The 15954-nt window shown below is 73.6% G+C and carries 9 protein-coding genes; all 9 read left to right on the top strand.

What is annotated here, in order from left to right; translation table 11 throughout:
* The first annotated feature begins 16 nt into the window (after nucleotides 1–16).
* From OHQ87_RS04870 to OHQ87_RS04910, 9 genes are read left to right on the top strand one after another with little or no spacing between them, the layout of a single operon-like run.
* On the top strand, nucleotides 17–1309 hold the full coding sequence (locus OHQ87_RS04870; protein ID WP_328345322.1) for a DegT/DnrJ/EryC1/StrS family aminotransferase: 1293 nt from the start codon (nucleotides 17–19) through the stop codon (nucleotides 1307–1309).
* Entirely contained in the window at nucleotides 1306–2136 is an 831-nt protein-coding gene (locus OHQ87_RS04875; protein WP_328345323.1) for a transketolase, read from the top strand. Before OHQ87_RS04870 ends, OHQ87_RS04875 begins: the two co-directional genes overlap by 4 nt.
* Nucleotides 2133–3083, top strand: coding sequence for a transketolase family protein (locus OHQ87_RS04880; RefSeq protein ID WP_328345325.1), 951 nt, complete (start codon nucleotides 2133–2135; stop codon nucleotides 3081–3083). Before OHQ87_RS04875 ends, OHQ87_RS04880 begins: the two co-directional genes overlap by 4 nt.
* A gap of 13 nt (nucleotides 3084–3096) precedes the next feature.
* Nucleotides 3097–3270 carry a lysine biosynthesis protein LysW gene (locus OHQ87_RS04885; protein ID WP_328345326.1) on the top strand — a complete coding sequence of 58 codons (174 nt, stop codon included), beginning with the start codon at nucleotides 3097–3099 and terminating at the stop codon, nucleotides 3268–3270.
* Nucleotides 3267–4286 carry an N-acetyl-gamma-glutamyl-phosphate reductase gene (gene argC / locus OHQ87_RS04890; RefSeq protein WP_328345328.1) on the top strand — a complete coding sequence of 340 codons (1020 nt, stop codon included), beginning with the start codon at nucleotides 3267–3269 and terminating at the stop codon, nucleotides 4284–4286. The genes OHQ87_RS04885 and argC overlap by 4 nt, the downstream gene beginning before the upstream one ends.
* Before the next feature lie 7 nt (nucleotides 4287–4293).
* Nucleotides 4294–5157, top strand: a complete 864-nt coding sequence (locus OHQ87_RS04895; RefSeq protein ID WP_328345330.1) for a [LysW]-aminoadipate kinase — start codon at nucleotides 4294–4296, stop codon at nucleotides 5155–5157.
* Nucleotides 5158–5159: 2 nt separating this feature from the next.
* Nucleotides 5160–5354, top strand: coding sequence for an MbtH family protein (locus OHQ87_RS04900; protein ID WP_328345332.1), 195 nt, complete (start codon nucleotides 5160–5162; stop codon nucleotides 5352–5354).
* Between the two features lie 48 nt (nucleotides 5355–5402).
* A complete protein-coding gene (locus OHQ87_RS04905) occupies nucleotides 5403–12773 on the top strand; it encodes a non-ribosomal peptide synthetase (RefSeq protein WP_328348747.1) in 7371 nt (2456 codons plus the stop codon).
* 3 nt (nucleotides 12774–12776) lie between these two features.
* Nucleotides 12777–15914 (top strand): amino acid adenylation domain-containing protein, encoded by a 3138-nt coding sequence (locus OHQ87_RS04910; protein WP_328345334.1) that lies wholly within the window; start codon nucleotides 12777–12779, stop codon nucleotides 15912–15914.
* Nucleotides 15915–15954: the final 40 nt, after the last annotated feature.

Here is a 15954-nt window from a genome sequence, read left to right on the forward strand (position 1 = left end):
ACCCGGAGAGGCAGCGATGAGCAAGCTGGCAGCGTTCGGCGGCACGGCCGCCGTACCGAAGGACCGGCGCGGCGTGGACTGGCCGCTGATCGAGGACGAGGACCGCAAGGCCGTCCTCGACGCGCTCGACGGCGGCCGGCTGGTGTCCAACACCGAAGGCGTCAACCCGGTCGCCACCCTCGAGGCGAACTGGGCGCAGCGGTTCGGCTTCGACCACTGCGTCGCGGTGTCCACCGGTACGGCGGCGCTGTCCCTGGCGCTGGCCGCGCTGGGGATCGGACCGGGCGACGAGGTGATCGTGCCCGCGCTCAGCTTCATCGCCACCGGGCTCGCCCCGGTACACCAGATGGCCGTTCCCGTGTTCGCCGACGTCGACCCGGTCACGTTCAACCTCGACCCGGACGATGTCGAGCGTCGGATCACGCCGAGGACCGCGGCGATCATCCCGGTGCACCTGCACGGCGCGCCGGCCGACATGGACCGGCTCCTCGACATCGCACGCCGGCACGGCCTCGCGGTGATCGAGGACGCGGCCCAGGCCCCCGGTGCGACCTACCGGGGTCGGCCGGTCGGCGGGATCGGTGACGCGGGAGCGTTCAGCCTGCAGGTCACGAAGAACATCCCGACCTGCGGCGAGGGCGGCCTGCTGGTGACCGGCCGTGCCGAGCTGGCCGAGGCGGTCCGCCGGGCCCGGCAGTTCGGCGAGGTGATCGAGAGTGGCCGCGACCGCGACTACGTGTCCCACGGCCTGGGCTGGAACCACAAGATGAACGCGATCCAGGCCGCGTTCACCACCGCGCAGCTCGCCCGGTTCGACGGGTACGAACGCCAGCGGCAACGCAACGTCGCCGAATTCCTCGCGCGGCTCACGGCGCTGCCCGGCCTGCGCGTACCGACCGCGCTCCCGGACACCACACATGTCTGGCACATCCTGCGGTTCCGGTTCGAGCGGGCCGGGTTCGGTCTCTCCGACGACGTACGGCCGGTGGCGCTGCGCTCGGCGCTGCGGCGGCTGCTGCGCGCCGAAGGTGTGCCGATGTCGCAGTACCAGCTGATGCCGCTGCCCGACCAGAAGGTGTTCGTCGACCGCGTCGGGTTCGGCGCCGGCTATCCGTGGACCGTGACCGGCGGATCGGCCCCGGGCGCGGACTACCCGGTGGCCCGGGCCATCATCGCCGACTCCCTCGCCCTGCAGAAGCGTCACCTCAATCCGGGATCGGGCGAGCTGCTCGGCCACTACGCGGACGCGTTCGAGAAGGTCTGGGCGAACCGGGACGCGGTGGCGACGCTCGCGGCGGCGGCGTCATGACCACGGCCCAGGACACGCTGGAGGCGGTCGCCGCCCGCATCCGCACCCACGTCGTCGACATGTGCGCGGGGCCGGAAGGCGGCCACCTCGGCGGCGCCTTCTCCTGCGTCGAGGTGCTCAGCGCGCTGTACTTCTCGGTGCTCAACGTGGACCCGCGGCGGCCGAACCACCCGGACCGCGACCGCTTCCTGCTCAGCAAGGGCCACGCCGCGCTGGCCCTCTACGCGACGCTCGCCGAACGGGGTTACTTTCCGGTCGGGGAGCTCGCCGGATACGGACGGCCAGGTAGCCGGTTGATGGGTCATCCGGTGCGGGCGGTGCCCGGGGTCGAGCTGCCGACCGGGTCGCTCGGCCACGGTCTCGCGCTGGCCTGCGGGTTCGCGCTGGCCAACCGGTACGCCGGCCGTGACTCACGCAGCTTCGTGCTGCTCGGCGACGGCGAACTCCAGGAGGGTTCGGTGTGGGAGGCGGCCATCGCGGCCGCGTCGCTGCGGCTGGACCGGCTGGTCGCCGTCGTGGACCGCAACGGGCTGCAGCTGACCGGCCCGGCCGAGCGGATCGCGCCGATGGAACCGCTGGCCGAACGCTGGCGCAGCTTCGGCTGGGCGGTCCGCGACGTGGACGGCCACGACGCGAACGCGCTGGCCGACCACCTCGCCACCGCACCGTGGGAGCCGGGCCGGCCGAGTGTGCTGATCGCCCGCACGGTCAAGGGGCACGGGCTCTCGTTCCTCGCCGGGCGGCCCGACAGCCACTACGTGACGCTGTCGCCGCGCAACCACGCCCGGGCGCTCGCCGCGCTGGCCGTCCCGGACGCCGCCCGATGAGCCGCGCGGTCCGGGAGGCGTACCGGGACTGCCTGCTCTCCCTGCTGGAGCGGCATCCGGAGGCGATCTGCCTGGACACCGACACCGGTCTGTTCCGCCCGGAGCACGTCTCGGCGGCCGGGGACCAGTACCTCAACCTCGGCATCGCCGAGCACAACCTGATGGGGATCGCCGCCGGAATGGCCGCGTGCGGGCGCATGCCGTTCGTGAACACGATGGCCGCGTTCGCCGCCTCGCGCGCCCTGGAGGCCATCAAGATCGACATCGCGTACAACCGGCTGCCGGTCCGCATCATGGCCACCCACGGCGGTCTCGCCGCCGGCCACCTCGGCCCGACCCACCAGGCCCTGGAGGACCTCGCCGTGCTGCGGGTGCTACCCGGGATGACCGTGGTGGTGCCGGCCGACGCGGCGGCCGTGGAGGCGTTCGTCGCGCAGAGCCTGAGCCTGCCGGGACCGCTCTATGTCCGGCTCGACCGTAAACCGTCGCCGCCGCTGCCGCCGGCCCCTGCGCCGGTCATCGGTCGCGCGCAGACGCTGCGAACGGGCGGGGACGCCGTCCTCGCGTGCTGCGGCCCCTACCCGACGCTCGCCTGCCTCGCTGCGGCGGACATCCTCGCCGGGCACGGCATCGAGACCACCGTGCTGAACCTGCACACGGTGCGGCCCCTCGACACCGGGACGCTGATCGAGGCGGCGCGACCGGCCGCGCTCGTGGTCACGGTCGAGGAGCACTGGCGCAGCGGCGGCCTCGGCGGCGCGGTGACCGAAGCCCTGGCCGAGGCCGCGCCGACGAAGGTCCTGCGGCTGGGGATGCCGGACCAGTTCGTCGACACGGTCGGCAACCAGGAACACCTCCTCACGCACTACGACATCACCGCGGAACGGATCGTGACCATGGTCCGCACCGCACTCGACGCGACGGCTCGCCTCGGGACCCACCAGTGAAAGGACGTCACCCATGACCACCATGTCGGCCTGCCCAGAATGCGCGGACGAGGTGCCGATCAGCGATGCGGTACGGCTCAACGAGATCGTCGAGTGTGCCGGCTGCCGCAACGAACTGGAGATCGTCGCCCTGACTCCGGCGGTGCTCGCGCTGGCCCCCGAGATCGAAGAGGACTGGGGCGAGTGATCCGCGTCGCTGTCGTCGGCGCGGCCGGATTCATCGGCGGGGAGTTGCTGCGACTGCTCGTCGGGCACCCCGAGGTCGAGGTGACGGCTGCGGTCTCCTCCCGGTTCGCCGGAAAACGGGTCGACGGGGTCCACCCGAACCTGCGATCCGCCACAGAACTGCTGTTCTGCTCGGCGGACGACGTGGACGAGTACGAGACCGTCTTCCTGGCCACGCCGCACGGCGCCGCGATGACCCAGATCGACCGCTGGATAAGACACACCAAACAGGTCATCGACCTCACCGGCGACTTCCGGCTGGACGACACCGAGGTCTTCCAGCGCTACTACGGGACTCCGCACGCCGCGCCACACCTGCTCGGCGAGTTCGTGCCGGGAATTCCGGAGCTGCACCGGGAGCGCCTACGCGGCGCCGACCTGGTCAGCGTGCCCGGATGCATGGCGGTGGCCGGCGTGCTCTCGCTGTACCCGATCCGGGACATGATCGGACCGGACGCCCGGCTGGACGCGCGTACCGGGTCCAGCGGATCCGGGGCCACTGCCGGCGACGGCAACCTCCACGCGTTCCGCAGCGGGGCGATGCGGGTGTTCGCGCCGACCGGACACCGGCACGAGGCGGAGATCGCCCGGCACGTCGGCGTGCGGGTCACCATGACCGCGACCGGGGTGGAGGCGGTGCGGGGCGTGCAGACGATCTGTCACGTCACCCCGAAACCCGGCGTCGACGCGAAGGCGATACGCCGGGCGTTCCGGGAGCGGTACCGCGACGAGCCGTTCGTCCGGCTGGTCGCGCAGCAACGCGGCCTGTACCGGTACCCGGAACCGAAGATCCTGTCGGGTTCGAACTTCTGCGACGTCGGGTTCGCCTTCGACGAGGACACCGGCCGGCTGACCACCATCGCGGCGCTGGACAACCTCATGAAGGGCGGCGCCGGCAACGCGGTCCAGTGCCTGAACATCCGCATGGGCTGGCCGGAGACCCTCGGCCTGTCCTTCCCCGGCCTGCACCCCGCCTAGGAGAGCCGTGACCAGACTGCTGACGGTCGTCAAGTGCGGCGGGAATCCGGCCGTGGACTCGACGAGCATCTGTGCCGACGTCGCCCGGCTCGTCCACCGGGGCGAGGCTGTCGTCCTGGTGCACGGCGGCTCCGGCGAGATCGCCCGGCTGGCCGGGAAGCTGGGCGTGCCGCAGCGCACCCTGGTCGCCCCGGACGGGGTGTCGGCCCGGTACACCGATCCGGCGATGCTGGAGGTCGTCGTGCTCGCGCTGGCCGGGGCGGTCAAGCCGGCGATCGTCGCCGCGCTGTCCGGCCTCGGGGTGCCCGCCGTCGGCCTCACCGGCCTCGACGGCGGCATGCTGCGGGCCCGCCGCAAACCGGCGGTCCGGGCGGTGGTGGACGGCCGGACCGTGCTGGTGCGGGACAACCACAGCGGCCAGATCGGCACCGTCCGCACCGAGCTGCTGGAAGGCCTGCTGCGGTCCGGTCTGGTGCCCGTGGTGTCGCCGCCCGCCATCGACGAGCACGACCACCCGGTGAACGTCAACGCCGACCGCGTGGCGGCGGCGCTCACGGTGGCGCTCGGCGCCGACCGGCTGGTGCTGCTGACCGGCGCACCGGGCGTACTCGCCGACCCCGGGGACGACACCAGCGTGCAGAGCACCTACGAGGTGCCCCCGACGGGCGCTCCCGGACCCGTCGCCGGCGGCGGCATGGCGCTCAAACTCGTCGCCGCCCGGGAGGCGCTGGCGGGCGGGGTGGCCTCGGTGCGGATCGCCGACGGACGGGTGCCCGATCCCATCAGCCGGGCCCTGGCCGGGTCCGGAACAACGGTGACCATGGCCGGTGCCTTGTCGGTGGCCGGCCGGTCCGCGCGAAAGGGGAACTGACGATGGACCGCACCTACCTCGTGGTCGTCAACGACGAGGAGCAGTACTCGATCTGGGACGCCGACCGTGAGCTGCCGGCCGGGTGGCGCGGCGAGGGCTTCCGCGGCCCCGAGGCCGACTGCCTGGCCCACATCGAGGAGATCTGGACCGACATGCGTCCGCTGAGTCTGCGCCGTGCCATGGAGTCGGGCGCCTGAACCGCGACGCCACGAATCAAGCCGCCACCACCAGAGGAAGCGTGCGTGATGATCCTCGATCAGTTCCATTCCCGCGTCACCCAGGCGCCGGATGCGATCGCCGTGCAGGACGGCGACCGGCGGCTCACCTACCGGGAGTTGGCCGGACACGCCTGCGGGCTGGCGGTCCGGCTCACCCGGCGTGGAGTGCGACCGGGTGACGTGGTCGCCGTCTACGTCGACCGGTCCGCCGAGATCGTCGTCGCCGAGCTGGCCGTGCTGCTGGCCGGCGCGGCCTACGTACCGCTCGATCCGGCCCATCCGACCACGCGGACCACAGAGCTGCTGGGCCTGGCCCGGGCCGCCGCCGTGATCACCACCCGGCCGTTGCTGTCGGCCGGCGTGGAGCTCGACGATCCCGAGGTCGTCGACCTGGCGCAGGCGCCCACCGAACGCTACGAGCCGGTCCCGCGACCGGACGACGACGCGCTGGCCTATGTCATCTTCACGTCCGGCTCGACGGGCCGGCCCAAGGCGGCCGCGGTTCGCCACGGCGGCCTCGCGAACCTCATGCGCTGGCACGAGGATGCCTTCGGCCTGGGCCCGCAGGACCGCACGACGCTGCTGTGCGCCCCCGGATTCGACGTCTCGGTGTGGGACACCTGGCCCACGCTGGCGGCCGGCGGCACGCTGGTGGTGCCGCCCGCGGCCGTGCGCGCCTCGCCGCCGGACCTGGCCGCCTGGCTGGCCGACGAGCGGATCACCGCGACCTTCCTGCCCACGCCGCTGGCCGAGGCGGTACTCGACGTGCCGTGGCCGGCGCACAGCGCGCTGCGGTGGATGCACACCGGCGGGTCCGCGCTGCAGCGCGGCGCGTCGCCCGGCCTGCCGTTCACCCTGGTCAACGTGTACGGCCCCGCCGAGTGCACGGTGGCCGCGACGACCGCCGTGGTGTCGTCGGACGGGCCGGTGCCGCCACCGATCGGCGTGCCCGTCGACGGCGTGCGCTGTCACGTGCTCGACGGCTTCGACGTGGTGCCCGACGGCGAGCCCGGCGAGATGTGCCTGGCCGGCGCGTGCGTGGCCCGCGGCTACCTGAACGCTCCGGCCTTCACCGCGCGGTCGTTCGTGCCCGACGTCACAGTGCCGGGCCAGCGGATGTACCGCACCGGCGATCTGGTCCGCCGCCGGCCCGACGGGACCTTCGAGTACCTCGGCCGGCTCGACGACCAGGTCAAGATCCGTGGATTCCGGATCGAGCCCGGCGAGATCGCGGCCGTCCTGCGGCAGCACCCGGCCGTCCGGGAGTCCTACGTGGCCGCCCAGCGCACCGGCTCCGCCGACCCGGTGCTGCACGCCTACGTCGCCGCGGACGCCACACCGGCCGAGCTGATCGCGTTCGTGGCGGCCCGGCTGCCCGACTACATGGTGCCCGCCGCCGTCGTCGTGCTGCCCGCGCTGCCGATGACGGCCAACGACAAGGTGGATCGGGCCGCGCTGCCCGCGCCCGACCGGGTGGCCGCCGGCCTGGCCGGGATGACCGCGCCGCATCGCACGCCGACCCAGGGCGCGGTGGCCAGGATCGTGTCCGACCTGCTCGGTGGCGTGGCGGTCGGCGCCGACGACGACTTCTTCGCCCTCGGCGGCACCTCGCTGCTGGTCGGCCGGCTGGCGACCCGGATCGCCGTCGAGCTCGACGCGAAGCTCAGCCTGGCCGAGCTGGCCTGCGCCCGCACGATCGCCGCGTTCGCCGACCTGGTCGACGAGCGGACCGGCCGACCAGAGGTGGACACCGGCCTGGACCTGAACTCCCCGGTCCCACCGACCCCGCCGCCGATCGCCCCGGCCGGCCGCGGTCGGCTCATCCCCCTGTCGTTCCAGCAGGAACGGGTGTGGTTCTTCGCGCAGCTGGCCCCGGACAACATCGCCTACAACTTCCAGGCCACGGTGTCGCTGCACGGCGACGTGGACACCGGTGCCCTGCGCGCCGCGCTCGACGAGATCGTGCGCCGGCACGAGATGCTGCGGACCGCCTTCGTCAGCGTAGACGGCGTCGCGGTGCAGCAGCCGGTCGCACGCGTGGGCACGCCGCTGCGCGTGTTGGACGTGCCGCGCGAGCAGGCCGACGACGTGGTCGCCGCCGAGCTGGCCCAGCCGTTCGACCTGGCGAGCGCGCCGCTGGCCCGCTGGCTGCTGCTGCGCCACGGGGACGGCGAGAACACGTTCGTCCACGTCGAACACCACTTCATCCACGACGGCTGGTCGCTCGCGGTGTTCCTGTCCGAACTGTCGGCGCTCTATCCGGCGTTCGCCGCCGGTCAGCCGTCGCCCTTGCCGGAACTGGCCGTCCAGTACGCGGACTACGCGATCTGGCAGCGGGAGTGGATGAGCGGTGACGTGCTGAAGGCCCACGTCAACCACTGGACCACCCGGCTCGCCGGCGCGTCCGCCCTGTTGGAGCTGCCGACCGACCACCCGCGGCCGCCGGTCATGAGCCTGCGTGGCGCGGCGCCGCGGATCAGGGTCCCGGCCGAGCTGGCCCGCGCGCTGCGCGCGTTCAGCCGGCAGCACCGGGTGTCGCTCTTCTCGACCATGTACACCGCCTTCGCCGCCCTGCTGCACCGGTACACCGGGCAGCAGGACCTGCTGGTCGGCACCGGCATGGCCAACCGGAGCCTGCCCGAGATCCAGCCGCTGCTCGGCATGATCGTCAACACGGTGGTGCTGCGGACCCGGCCGCACGGCCGGATGTCGTTCACCGACCTGCTCGACCAGGTCCAGGAGACCGTGCTCGACGCGCTGGCCTGGTCCGACACCCCGCTGGACACGGTGATCAACGCGATCGGGCCGGAACGCGACTCCTCGCGGCTCCCGCTGTTCCAGGTCATGTTCAGCTTCCACGACTCGGCCGTGCCCGACCTCGACTTCGGCGGGCTCACCGGTGCGGTCACCGAGCGGGCGAACGGCTCGGCCAAGGCCGACCTCAACATCATCGTCGTGCCGCGCGGGGCGCAGCGGGTGGGCCGGGAGTCCCGGCCCGAGGACGACGACCTGAACCTGATCTGGGAGTACTCGACCGACCTGTTCGACGCGTCGACCATGTCCCGGATGGCCGAGCACTACCTGAACCTGCTCGCCGGTGCCCTGGCCCGACCGGACTCCGCGATCGACGGGCTGCGGCTCATGCCGGACGACGAGTCGCGGCGGCTCGAGCAGTGGAGCCGCGGGCCCGCGGTGGCCGACACCGAGCCGGGTCGGACGATCCCCGCCCTGTTCGCGGCCCAGGTCGCGATCCGGCCGGACGCGACGGCGCTGGTCTGCGGCACCGGATCCATGACCTACGCGGAGCTGGACCGGCGCAGCAACGCCCTGGCCTGGCGGCTGCGCCGCCGCGGAGTGGTCACCGACGTGCCGGTCGCGGTGGCGATGGAGCGCGGCCCCGACCTCGGGGTGGCCCTGCTGGCCGTGTCGAAGGCCGGCGGCGCGTACCTGCCGATCGACGCGGGCAGCCCGGCGCCCAGGGTGGCGGCCATGATCGCCGCCGCGGGCGCCCGGCTCCTGCTGGCGAAGCGGGCCACCGACCGGGTCGAGATGCCCGGGGTGGACACGGTGTACGTCGACGCCGAGCCCACCGACGCCGCCGACGAGTGGACGGCACCACCGGACCTGTCCCACCCGGACAGCCTGGCCTACCTCAGCTTCACCTCGGGCTCGACCGGCGTGCCGAAGGGTGTCGCCGTGCCGCACCGCGGCGTGGCACGGCTCGTCCACGACCCGTCGTTCGCCCCGCTCGGCCCGGGCCAGCGGCTCCTGCACCTCGCCCCGGTCGCGTTCGACGCGTCCACGTGGGAACTGTGGGGCGCGCTGCTGACCGGCGCGACGACGGTGATCGCGCCGCCCGGCCCGCTCGGGCTGCCGGAGATCGCCGCCCTGCTGCGCACCGCCGACGTGACGGTCGCGTGGCTCACCGCCGGCCTGTTCCACCAGCTGGCCGAGGCGGATGTCGAGGCCGTCGCCGGGGTACCCGTCGTCCTGGCCGGCGGCGACGCGCTCAGCCCCGCCACGGTGCGCGCCGTGCTGTCGGCCCGCGGCGGCCGACCGCTGGTCAACGGGTACGGCCCGACCGAGAACACCACGTTCACCACCTGCCACGTGCTGACCGACCCGGACCAGGTGGCGTCGACGGTGCCCATCGGCCGTCCGATCCAGGGCACCTCCGTGCACCTGTTCGACGAGAGCGGTCAGCCGGTGCCGATCGGTGTGACCGGCGAGCTGTTCACCGGTGGGGACGGTCTCGCCCGCGGCTACGTCGGCAACGCCTCGGCCACCGCGCGGGCCTTCGTGCCCGATCCCCACGGGTGCGGCACGCGCCTGTACCGGACCGGGGACCTGGCCCGTTGGCGCACCGACGGGACGCTCGAGTTCGTCGGCCGCGCCGACGACCAGATCAAGATCCGTGGTTTCCGGGTCGAGCCCGGCGAGGTCGCGTCGGTCCTGCGCACGCATCCGGACGTGGGCGACGCGGTCGTCCTGGTGGCCGGTCAGGGCGCGCAGCGGCACCTGATCGCGTACGTGACACCGGCCGACGGTGTCGACCCGGGCCTCCTACGGCCGCCGTCGCTGCGCGACTTCCTGGTCGGTCGCCTGCCGGAATACCTGGTACCCACCGGGTTCAGGGCCCTCGACCGGTTCCCGCTCAACGCCAACGGCAAGATCGACCGGGGCGCGCTGCCCGCGCCGGAGGTCCAGACCCGCGGGCAGGTCACCCCGCCACTGGGTGACACCGAGGAGCGGTTGGCCGACACCTGGCGGCGGCTGCTGCCCGCCCACGGCCCGTACGGCGGCGCCATCGGCCGCGACGACAGCTTCTTCGCCCTCGGCGGCAACTCGCTCCTGGCGTCCCGCCTGATGTTCCGGATCCGCGAGGTGTTCGACGTCGAGCTGCGCATGGCCACCTTCTACGAGAAGCCCACGCTCGTCGACTGTGCCGCCGCGATCGACGCCGCCCGTGACCGGACCGCGACCGTCGCGGCGCGACCGGCCACCATCGGCCGCCAGGACCGCCGTGCCTACCGCGCCCGCGCCCCGAAGCCGCCGCCGGGCCGGAAACTCGCGCCGCACCTGGTCCACCTGGGTGGCGACTGGGCGCTGTGGCGGACGGTCTGCCTGCGGGCGGCCGGTTTCCCGGCCCACCTGCTGGCCGGCCTCGGCGCCGCGGATCTGGCCGAGGCGGCGGACGCCGTCGTCGCCGTGGGCGAGCCGGCCAGGGCCACCTACTCCGCCGAGTTCACCGCGGCGGTGCGACGCCAGTCCGCGGTCCTGCACGAGGCGGCCAGCCGGCCGGCGCTGCGGGAAGCGGTCGCCTGGCAGAACCGGCACGCGCTGACGACCGGCCTCGATCCGGTCGTCCGGCGTGGGCCGGAGCCGGCCAAGCGGGACACCAAGGCCCGGCAGCACGAGGCGCTCATCGCGAGTTACCTGCAGCGGTACTGCGCGAAGAACGACACCATCGGCTTCTTCGGCCCGGTGGATTGGTCGCGGATCGACGACGGCGCCGGCATCCGGATCACGCACGATCCGGCGGGGCGGTTCCTGGCCGAGCGCATCACCTACCTGGAGGGCTGGGCGGTGGCCGCGGTCCTGGCCGGCCACACCACGGCCCTCCGGCCCTGGCTCGTACCGCGGTGGATGCCGTTCGTCGGCCTCGACGGCAGCCAGCTGCGGGTGCCGCTGGCACCGCCGGTGCCGCTGACCCCGGCCGAGGCGGCGGTCCTGCGGGCCGTCGACGGCGCGCGTGACGCCCGCGCGGTCGCCGCCCTGGCGCTCGCTGACGAGTCCGCCGGGCTGCGTGACGTCGAGGAGGTCTTCGCCGTGCTGGCCCGGCTGGCCGACCAGCGCCGGCTGGCCTGGCAGGTCGAGATCTCCCCGCCCGACATCCATCCGGAGCGGACCATGCGGACGCTGCTGGCCCGGGTCACCGACGGCGACGTCCGGGCGGCGGCCACCCGGGCGCTCGACGAGCTGACCGCCGCCCGGGACGAGCTGGCCGGGGCGGCCGGCGACCCGGAGGGGGTGGTCGCGGCCATGGCCGGCCTGGAGGCGACGTTCACCCGCCTGGCCGGCGTCCCGCCCACCCGACGGGCCGGCGAGCTGTACGCCGGTCGCACGGTCGCCTACGAGGAGTGCCGGCGCGCCGACACCGTACGGCTCGGCGCCGACACGCTGGACGGTCTCCGGGAGGCGTTGGCGCTGGTGCTCGACAGCGCCCGGTGGTTCCTCGGCGACTGCGCCGAGGCGTACACCGCCCATTTCGAGGCGGCCTACCGGAAGCGGGCCGCCGCGCTCGGCACCGACGTCGTGCCGTTCGCCGACTTCTGGCTGCTCGTCAACGACGCCCTGTTCCACGGGGCGTCGACCCTCATCCAGCCCGCGGTGACGGCGCTGCAGGAACGCTGGTCGGCGATCCTCGATCTGCCCGAAGGCTCCCGGCGGGTGCAGCTGCGCTCGGCCGACCTGCGGCGTCGGGCGGCCGACCGGTTCCCGGCCCCGCCGCGGCCGTGGCCGACGGCTGTGTTCCACAGCCCGGACCTGATGATCGCCGGAGCGGACGCCGCCGCCGGCGGCCGGCTCACCTGGGTGCTCGGCGAGGTCCACCCCAGCAAGGTCACCGCCCGCTACGGCACGTGGCTGGAGCTGCACGACGACCCGGACGGCTACCACGCGGCCATGCGGCACGACCTCGCCGGACCGGTCGTCTGGCAGGCCGAGACGGCCGAGGTCGGCGGCAGCGCCACCCGCCAGGCCGGTGCGTTGGTGTCCCCGGGCGACCGGTGGCTCGTCTGGTCGCACGACGCCAACGGCTACGACCCGGCCACGACCCTGGTCGTGGGGGACTGCGACGTGATCGACTCGGCCACCGGGCTGCGGGTCCGGCACCGCGACGGCACATTCGAGCGCGACCTGCTCCCGGTCCTCGGCGACCTGATCATCGCCGTGATCATCAACAGCTTCGACCCGGTGCCGCCCGCCGCCCACACGCCCCGCGTCACCGTCGACGATCTCGTGATCGGTCGGGAACGGTGGACGTTCGCCGCCGCCGACCTCCCGTTCGCCGGTACGGCCGACGAGAGCGCCCGGTACCTGCAGGCCCGGGCGTGGGCGACCGGCCACGGACTGCCCCGGCACGTGTTCCTCCGGTTCACCGGCGAGCGCAAGCCGATCTACGCGGACCTGACCAGCCTCGCGTCGATCGACCTGATCTCCCGGTCGGTGCGACGCTGTCGCCGCCACGGCCGGGCCGAGGCGACGGTGACCGTCGTGGAGATGCTGCCGGAACCGGATCAGGCCTGGCTCGTCGACGCCGACGGCCAGCGCTACACCAGCGAACTGCGCCTGGTCGCAGTCGATCAGAAGACCGCTGAGCAGAGTCAGGAAGGCTGAGGCGTGGCTATCTACGAGCTCCCGACGTCGTTCGCCCAGCGGCGGATGTGGCTGCTGGTCGAGATGGACCCCGACCTGCCCACGTACAACATCTCCTGGGCGGTGTGGCTGGACGGTCCGCTCGACGTCGACGCGCTGCAGGGAGCGTGGGACGCGGCCCTGGCCCGGCACGAGTCCCTGCGCACCACGTTCCGCCACGAGGCCGGCGTGCCGGTGCAGATCGTCGACGACGAGCCCGAGCCGCGGCCGCTGCTGATCACCTCGGTCGAGGATCGGCCCGACGGCGAGCGGGTACCGGCCGCCCAGGCGCTGATCCGCGACATGGCCGGCATCACCTTCGACGTGGCCACCGGGCCGCTCGCCGTGGCCACCCTGGTCCGGATATCGCCGCAGGCCCATGTTCTCGCGGTCGTGGCCCACCACATCGTGGCCGACGGCTGGTCGTTCCGGGTCCTGTTCGACGAGCTGTCCACCGACTACGACGCGCTCGTCGGCGACGGTGCCCCGATCGTCGCGGAGCCGGCGATCCAGTACGCCGACTACGCCGTCTGGCAGCTCGGGCACGCCGAGGACGGCGGGTACGCGTCGGCCGGCCGGTTCTGGCAGGACGAGCTGGCCGACGCGCCGTCGGCGCTGTCACTGCCGACCGACGAGCCGTATCCGGACCGCCAGACCTTCGCCGGCCGGTCCATCCACACCACACTGGACACCGGCCTGGCCGATGCGCTCCGGCAGCTCGCGGCCCGGCAGGGCACCACGGTGTTCGCCGTCCTGCTGGCCGCCTACGCGGTCGTGTTGTCCCGGCTGACCGACAGCGACGACCTGGTGATCGCCGTACCGATGGCCGCCCGGACCCGGCCGGAGACGGAGACGATGGTCGGCCTGCTGATGAACACCGTGCCGATCCGGGTCCGGATCGACCGGGACGCCACGCTCGGCGACCTGGTGCGATCCGTCCACCTCGCGACCGCGCGGGCGCTGGCCCACCAGGAGCTGCCGTTCGAGCGGATGGTGGAACTGCTGCGCCCCGACCGCGACCCGGCCCGGTTCACGCTGACCCAGGTGATGTTCGCGATGGAGGAGTCCTGGGCCGTCCCGGACCGCGGCGGGCTTCACTGGCGGCCCGAGCTGGTGGAGAACGGCACCGCGAAGTTCGAGATCGAGCTGACCGTCACCGAGGCGGCGGACGCACCCCAGCTGCGGGTCAACTACAACAGCGACCTCTTCCACGACGCGACCGGCCAACTGGTGACCGACGGCTTCCAGGCGGTCCTGCGCTGCCTCGCCGACGACCCGGACGGCGTCGTCGCCGACGCGGAGATCATGTCCCCCGATCTGTCGGCCCTGGTCACCGACCGCTGGCCGGACGGCGGCCCGCACCTCGACCCGGAGGCCACCGCCGTGGCCCGGTTGTCCGCGGCGTGTGCCGGCGACTCGGTCGTCGTCACCGGCAGCGACGACGAGCTGACCGGCGCGCAGGTGCGCGACCGGGCCGGGCGGATCGCCGCCGCGCTCGCCGACCGGGGTGTCGGCCCGGCCGACCGGGTGGCGATCCTGCTGCCCCGCGGCGCCCGACTCCTGCCCACGGTCCTCGGCGTCTGGTCGACCGGCGCGGCCTACATACCGCTGGACCCGATCTATCCGCAACAGCGCATCGCCATGATGCTGGCCGATGCCGGGGCGGCCGCGATCGTGGTCGACAGCGGCGTCGCGGGCGCGCCGGCCCTCCCACCGACGGCGGCGCCGATACCGGTCGTGGACCTGGCCGCGCTCCCGGCGGACCTCGAGCGGCCCGAGCCGGTACCCGACCGGCCGCCGTCGGCCCCGGCCGTGACCATCTTCACCTCGGGGTCGACCGGCCGGCCCAAGGCGGTCACCGTGACCCAGGGCGGCATCGCGGCGCTGCTCGACGCGGTCGTGCCGATGCTGGCCCTCGGCCCGCAGGACCGGTTCGTCGCCGTGTCGACGTTCGCGTTCGACATCGCCCTGGTCGAGCTGCTCGCGCCGGTACTGGCCGGCGGACGCGTCGCGGTCGCCGATACCGACCAGGTCAAGGACCCGACCCGGCTGCGCGAACTGCTGATCGACAGCGGCGCGACTGCCATGCAGGCCACGCCGGCCGGTTGGCGGATGCTCGTCGACGCCGGCGGCATCCCGGACGCCGTGACGCTGCGGATGACCGCCGGGGAGCCGCTGCCCAGGGACCTGGCCGACGTGATGGGCGCCGGCCCGGGAGCGCGCGTGTGGAACCTGTACGGCCCGACCGAGACGACGATCTACTCCGGCGGTGACGTCGTCGCCGGATCGCCGGCCCCGATCGAGATCGGGTCGATCATCGCCGGCACCCGGCTGTACGTGCTCGACGCCCGGCAGCGGCCGGTCCCGCCCGGCGTCTTCGGGGAGGTCTACATCGGGGGAGCCGGGGTGGCCCACGGCTACCACGGTGCACCCGGGATGACCGCGGCCCGTTTCCGGCCCGACCCGTTCGCCCCGCGGCCGGGTGCCCGCCTGTACCGGACCGGTGACGTCGGCCGGTGGCGCCGGACCGGCCGGATCGAGCTGGCCGGCCGGGCCGACCGGCAGATCAAGATCCGTGGGTACCGGATCGAGAGCGGCGAGGTGGAGGTGGCCCTACGAAGCCATCCCGACGTTGCCGAGGCCGTGGTGTCGGTGCGGGGTGGCGGTGACGACGTGCGCCTCATCGGCTACGTCGTCACCGGGAACGGCGCCGACCGGCCGCCCGCCGGGCTGAGCGAACACCTGCGGCAAACGCTTCCCGACTACATGGTCCCGGCCGCGTACGTGGTGCTGCCCGAGCTGCCGCTCACCCGCAGCGGCAAGGTCGACTACCGCAACCTGCCCGAGCCCGACTGGAGCGCGTCGTCGAGTCAGGAGTCGGTCGCGGCGCGCACCCCGGTCGAGGCCCGCCTGGCCGCAATCGTGGCCGAGCTGTTGCTGCTGCCGGCGCCGGTGGGCGTACGGGACAACTTCTTCGCCCTCGGCGGGCACTCGCTGACGGCGGCCCGGTTGATGGCCCGGATCCGCGCCGACTACGGCATCGACCTACCGATCCGGACGCTGTTCTCCGATCCCACGGTCGCCGGTCTGGCCGCCACGATGGCTGCCGGCCGGCCCGGCTGACCCGATCGATCGGTCGCTGATCTTCAACTTGGCGGCAACA

The organism is Micromonospora sp. NBC_00421 (genome assembly GCF_036017915.1).
GTDB lineage: Bacteria > Actinomycetota > Actinomycetes > Mycobacteriales > Micromonosporaceae > Micromonospora.

Coding starts and splice junctions, on each gene's coding strand:
- OHQ87_RS04900 (WP_328345332.1), top strand. CDS start 5,160: ATGGACCGCACCTACCTCGTGGTCGTCAACGACGAGGAGCAGTACTCG.
- OHQ87_RS04905 (WP_328348747.1), top strand. CDS start 5,403: ATGATCCTCGATCAGTTCCATTCCCGCGTCACCCAGGCGCCGGATGCG.
- OHQ87_RS04885 (WP_328345326.1), top strand. CDS start 3,097: ATGACCACCATGTCGGCCTGCCCAGAATGCGCGGACGAGGTGCCGATC.
- OHQ87_RS04870 (WP_328345322.1), top strand. CDS start 17: ATGAGCAAGCTGGCAGCGTTCGGCGGCACGGCCGCCGTACCGAAGGAC.
- OHQ87_RS04875 (WP_328345323.1), top strand. CDS start 1,306: ATGACCACGGCCCAGGACACGCTGGAGGCGGTCGCCGCCCGCATCCGC.
- OHQ87_RS04880 (WP_328345325.1), top strand. CDS start 2,133: ATGAGCCGCGCGGTCCGGGAGGCGTACCGGGACTGCCTGCTCTCCCTG.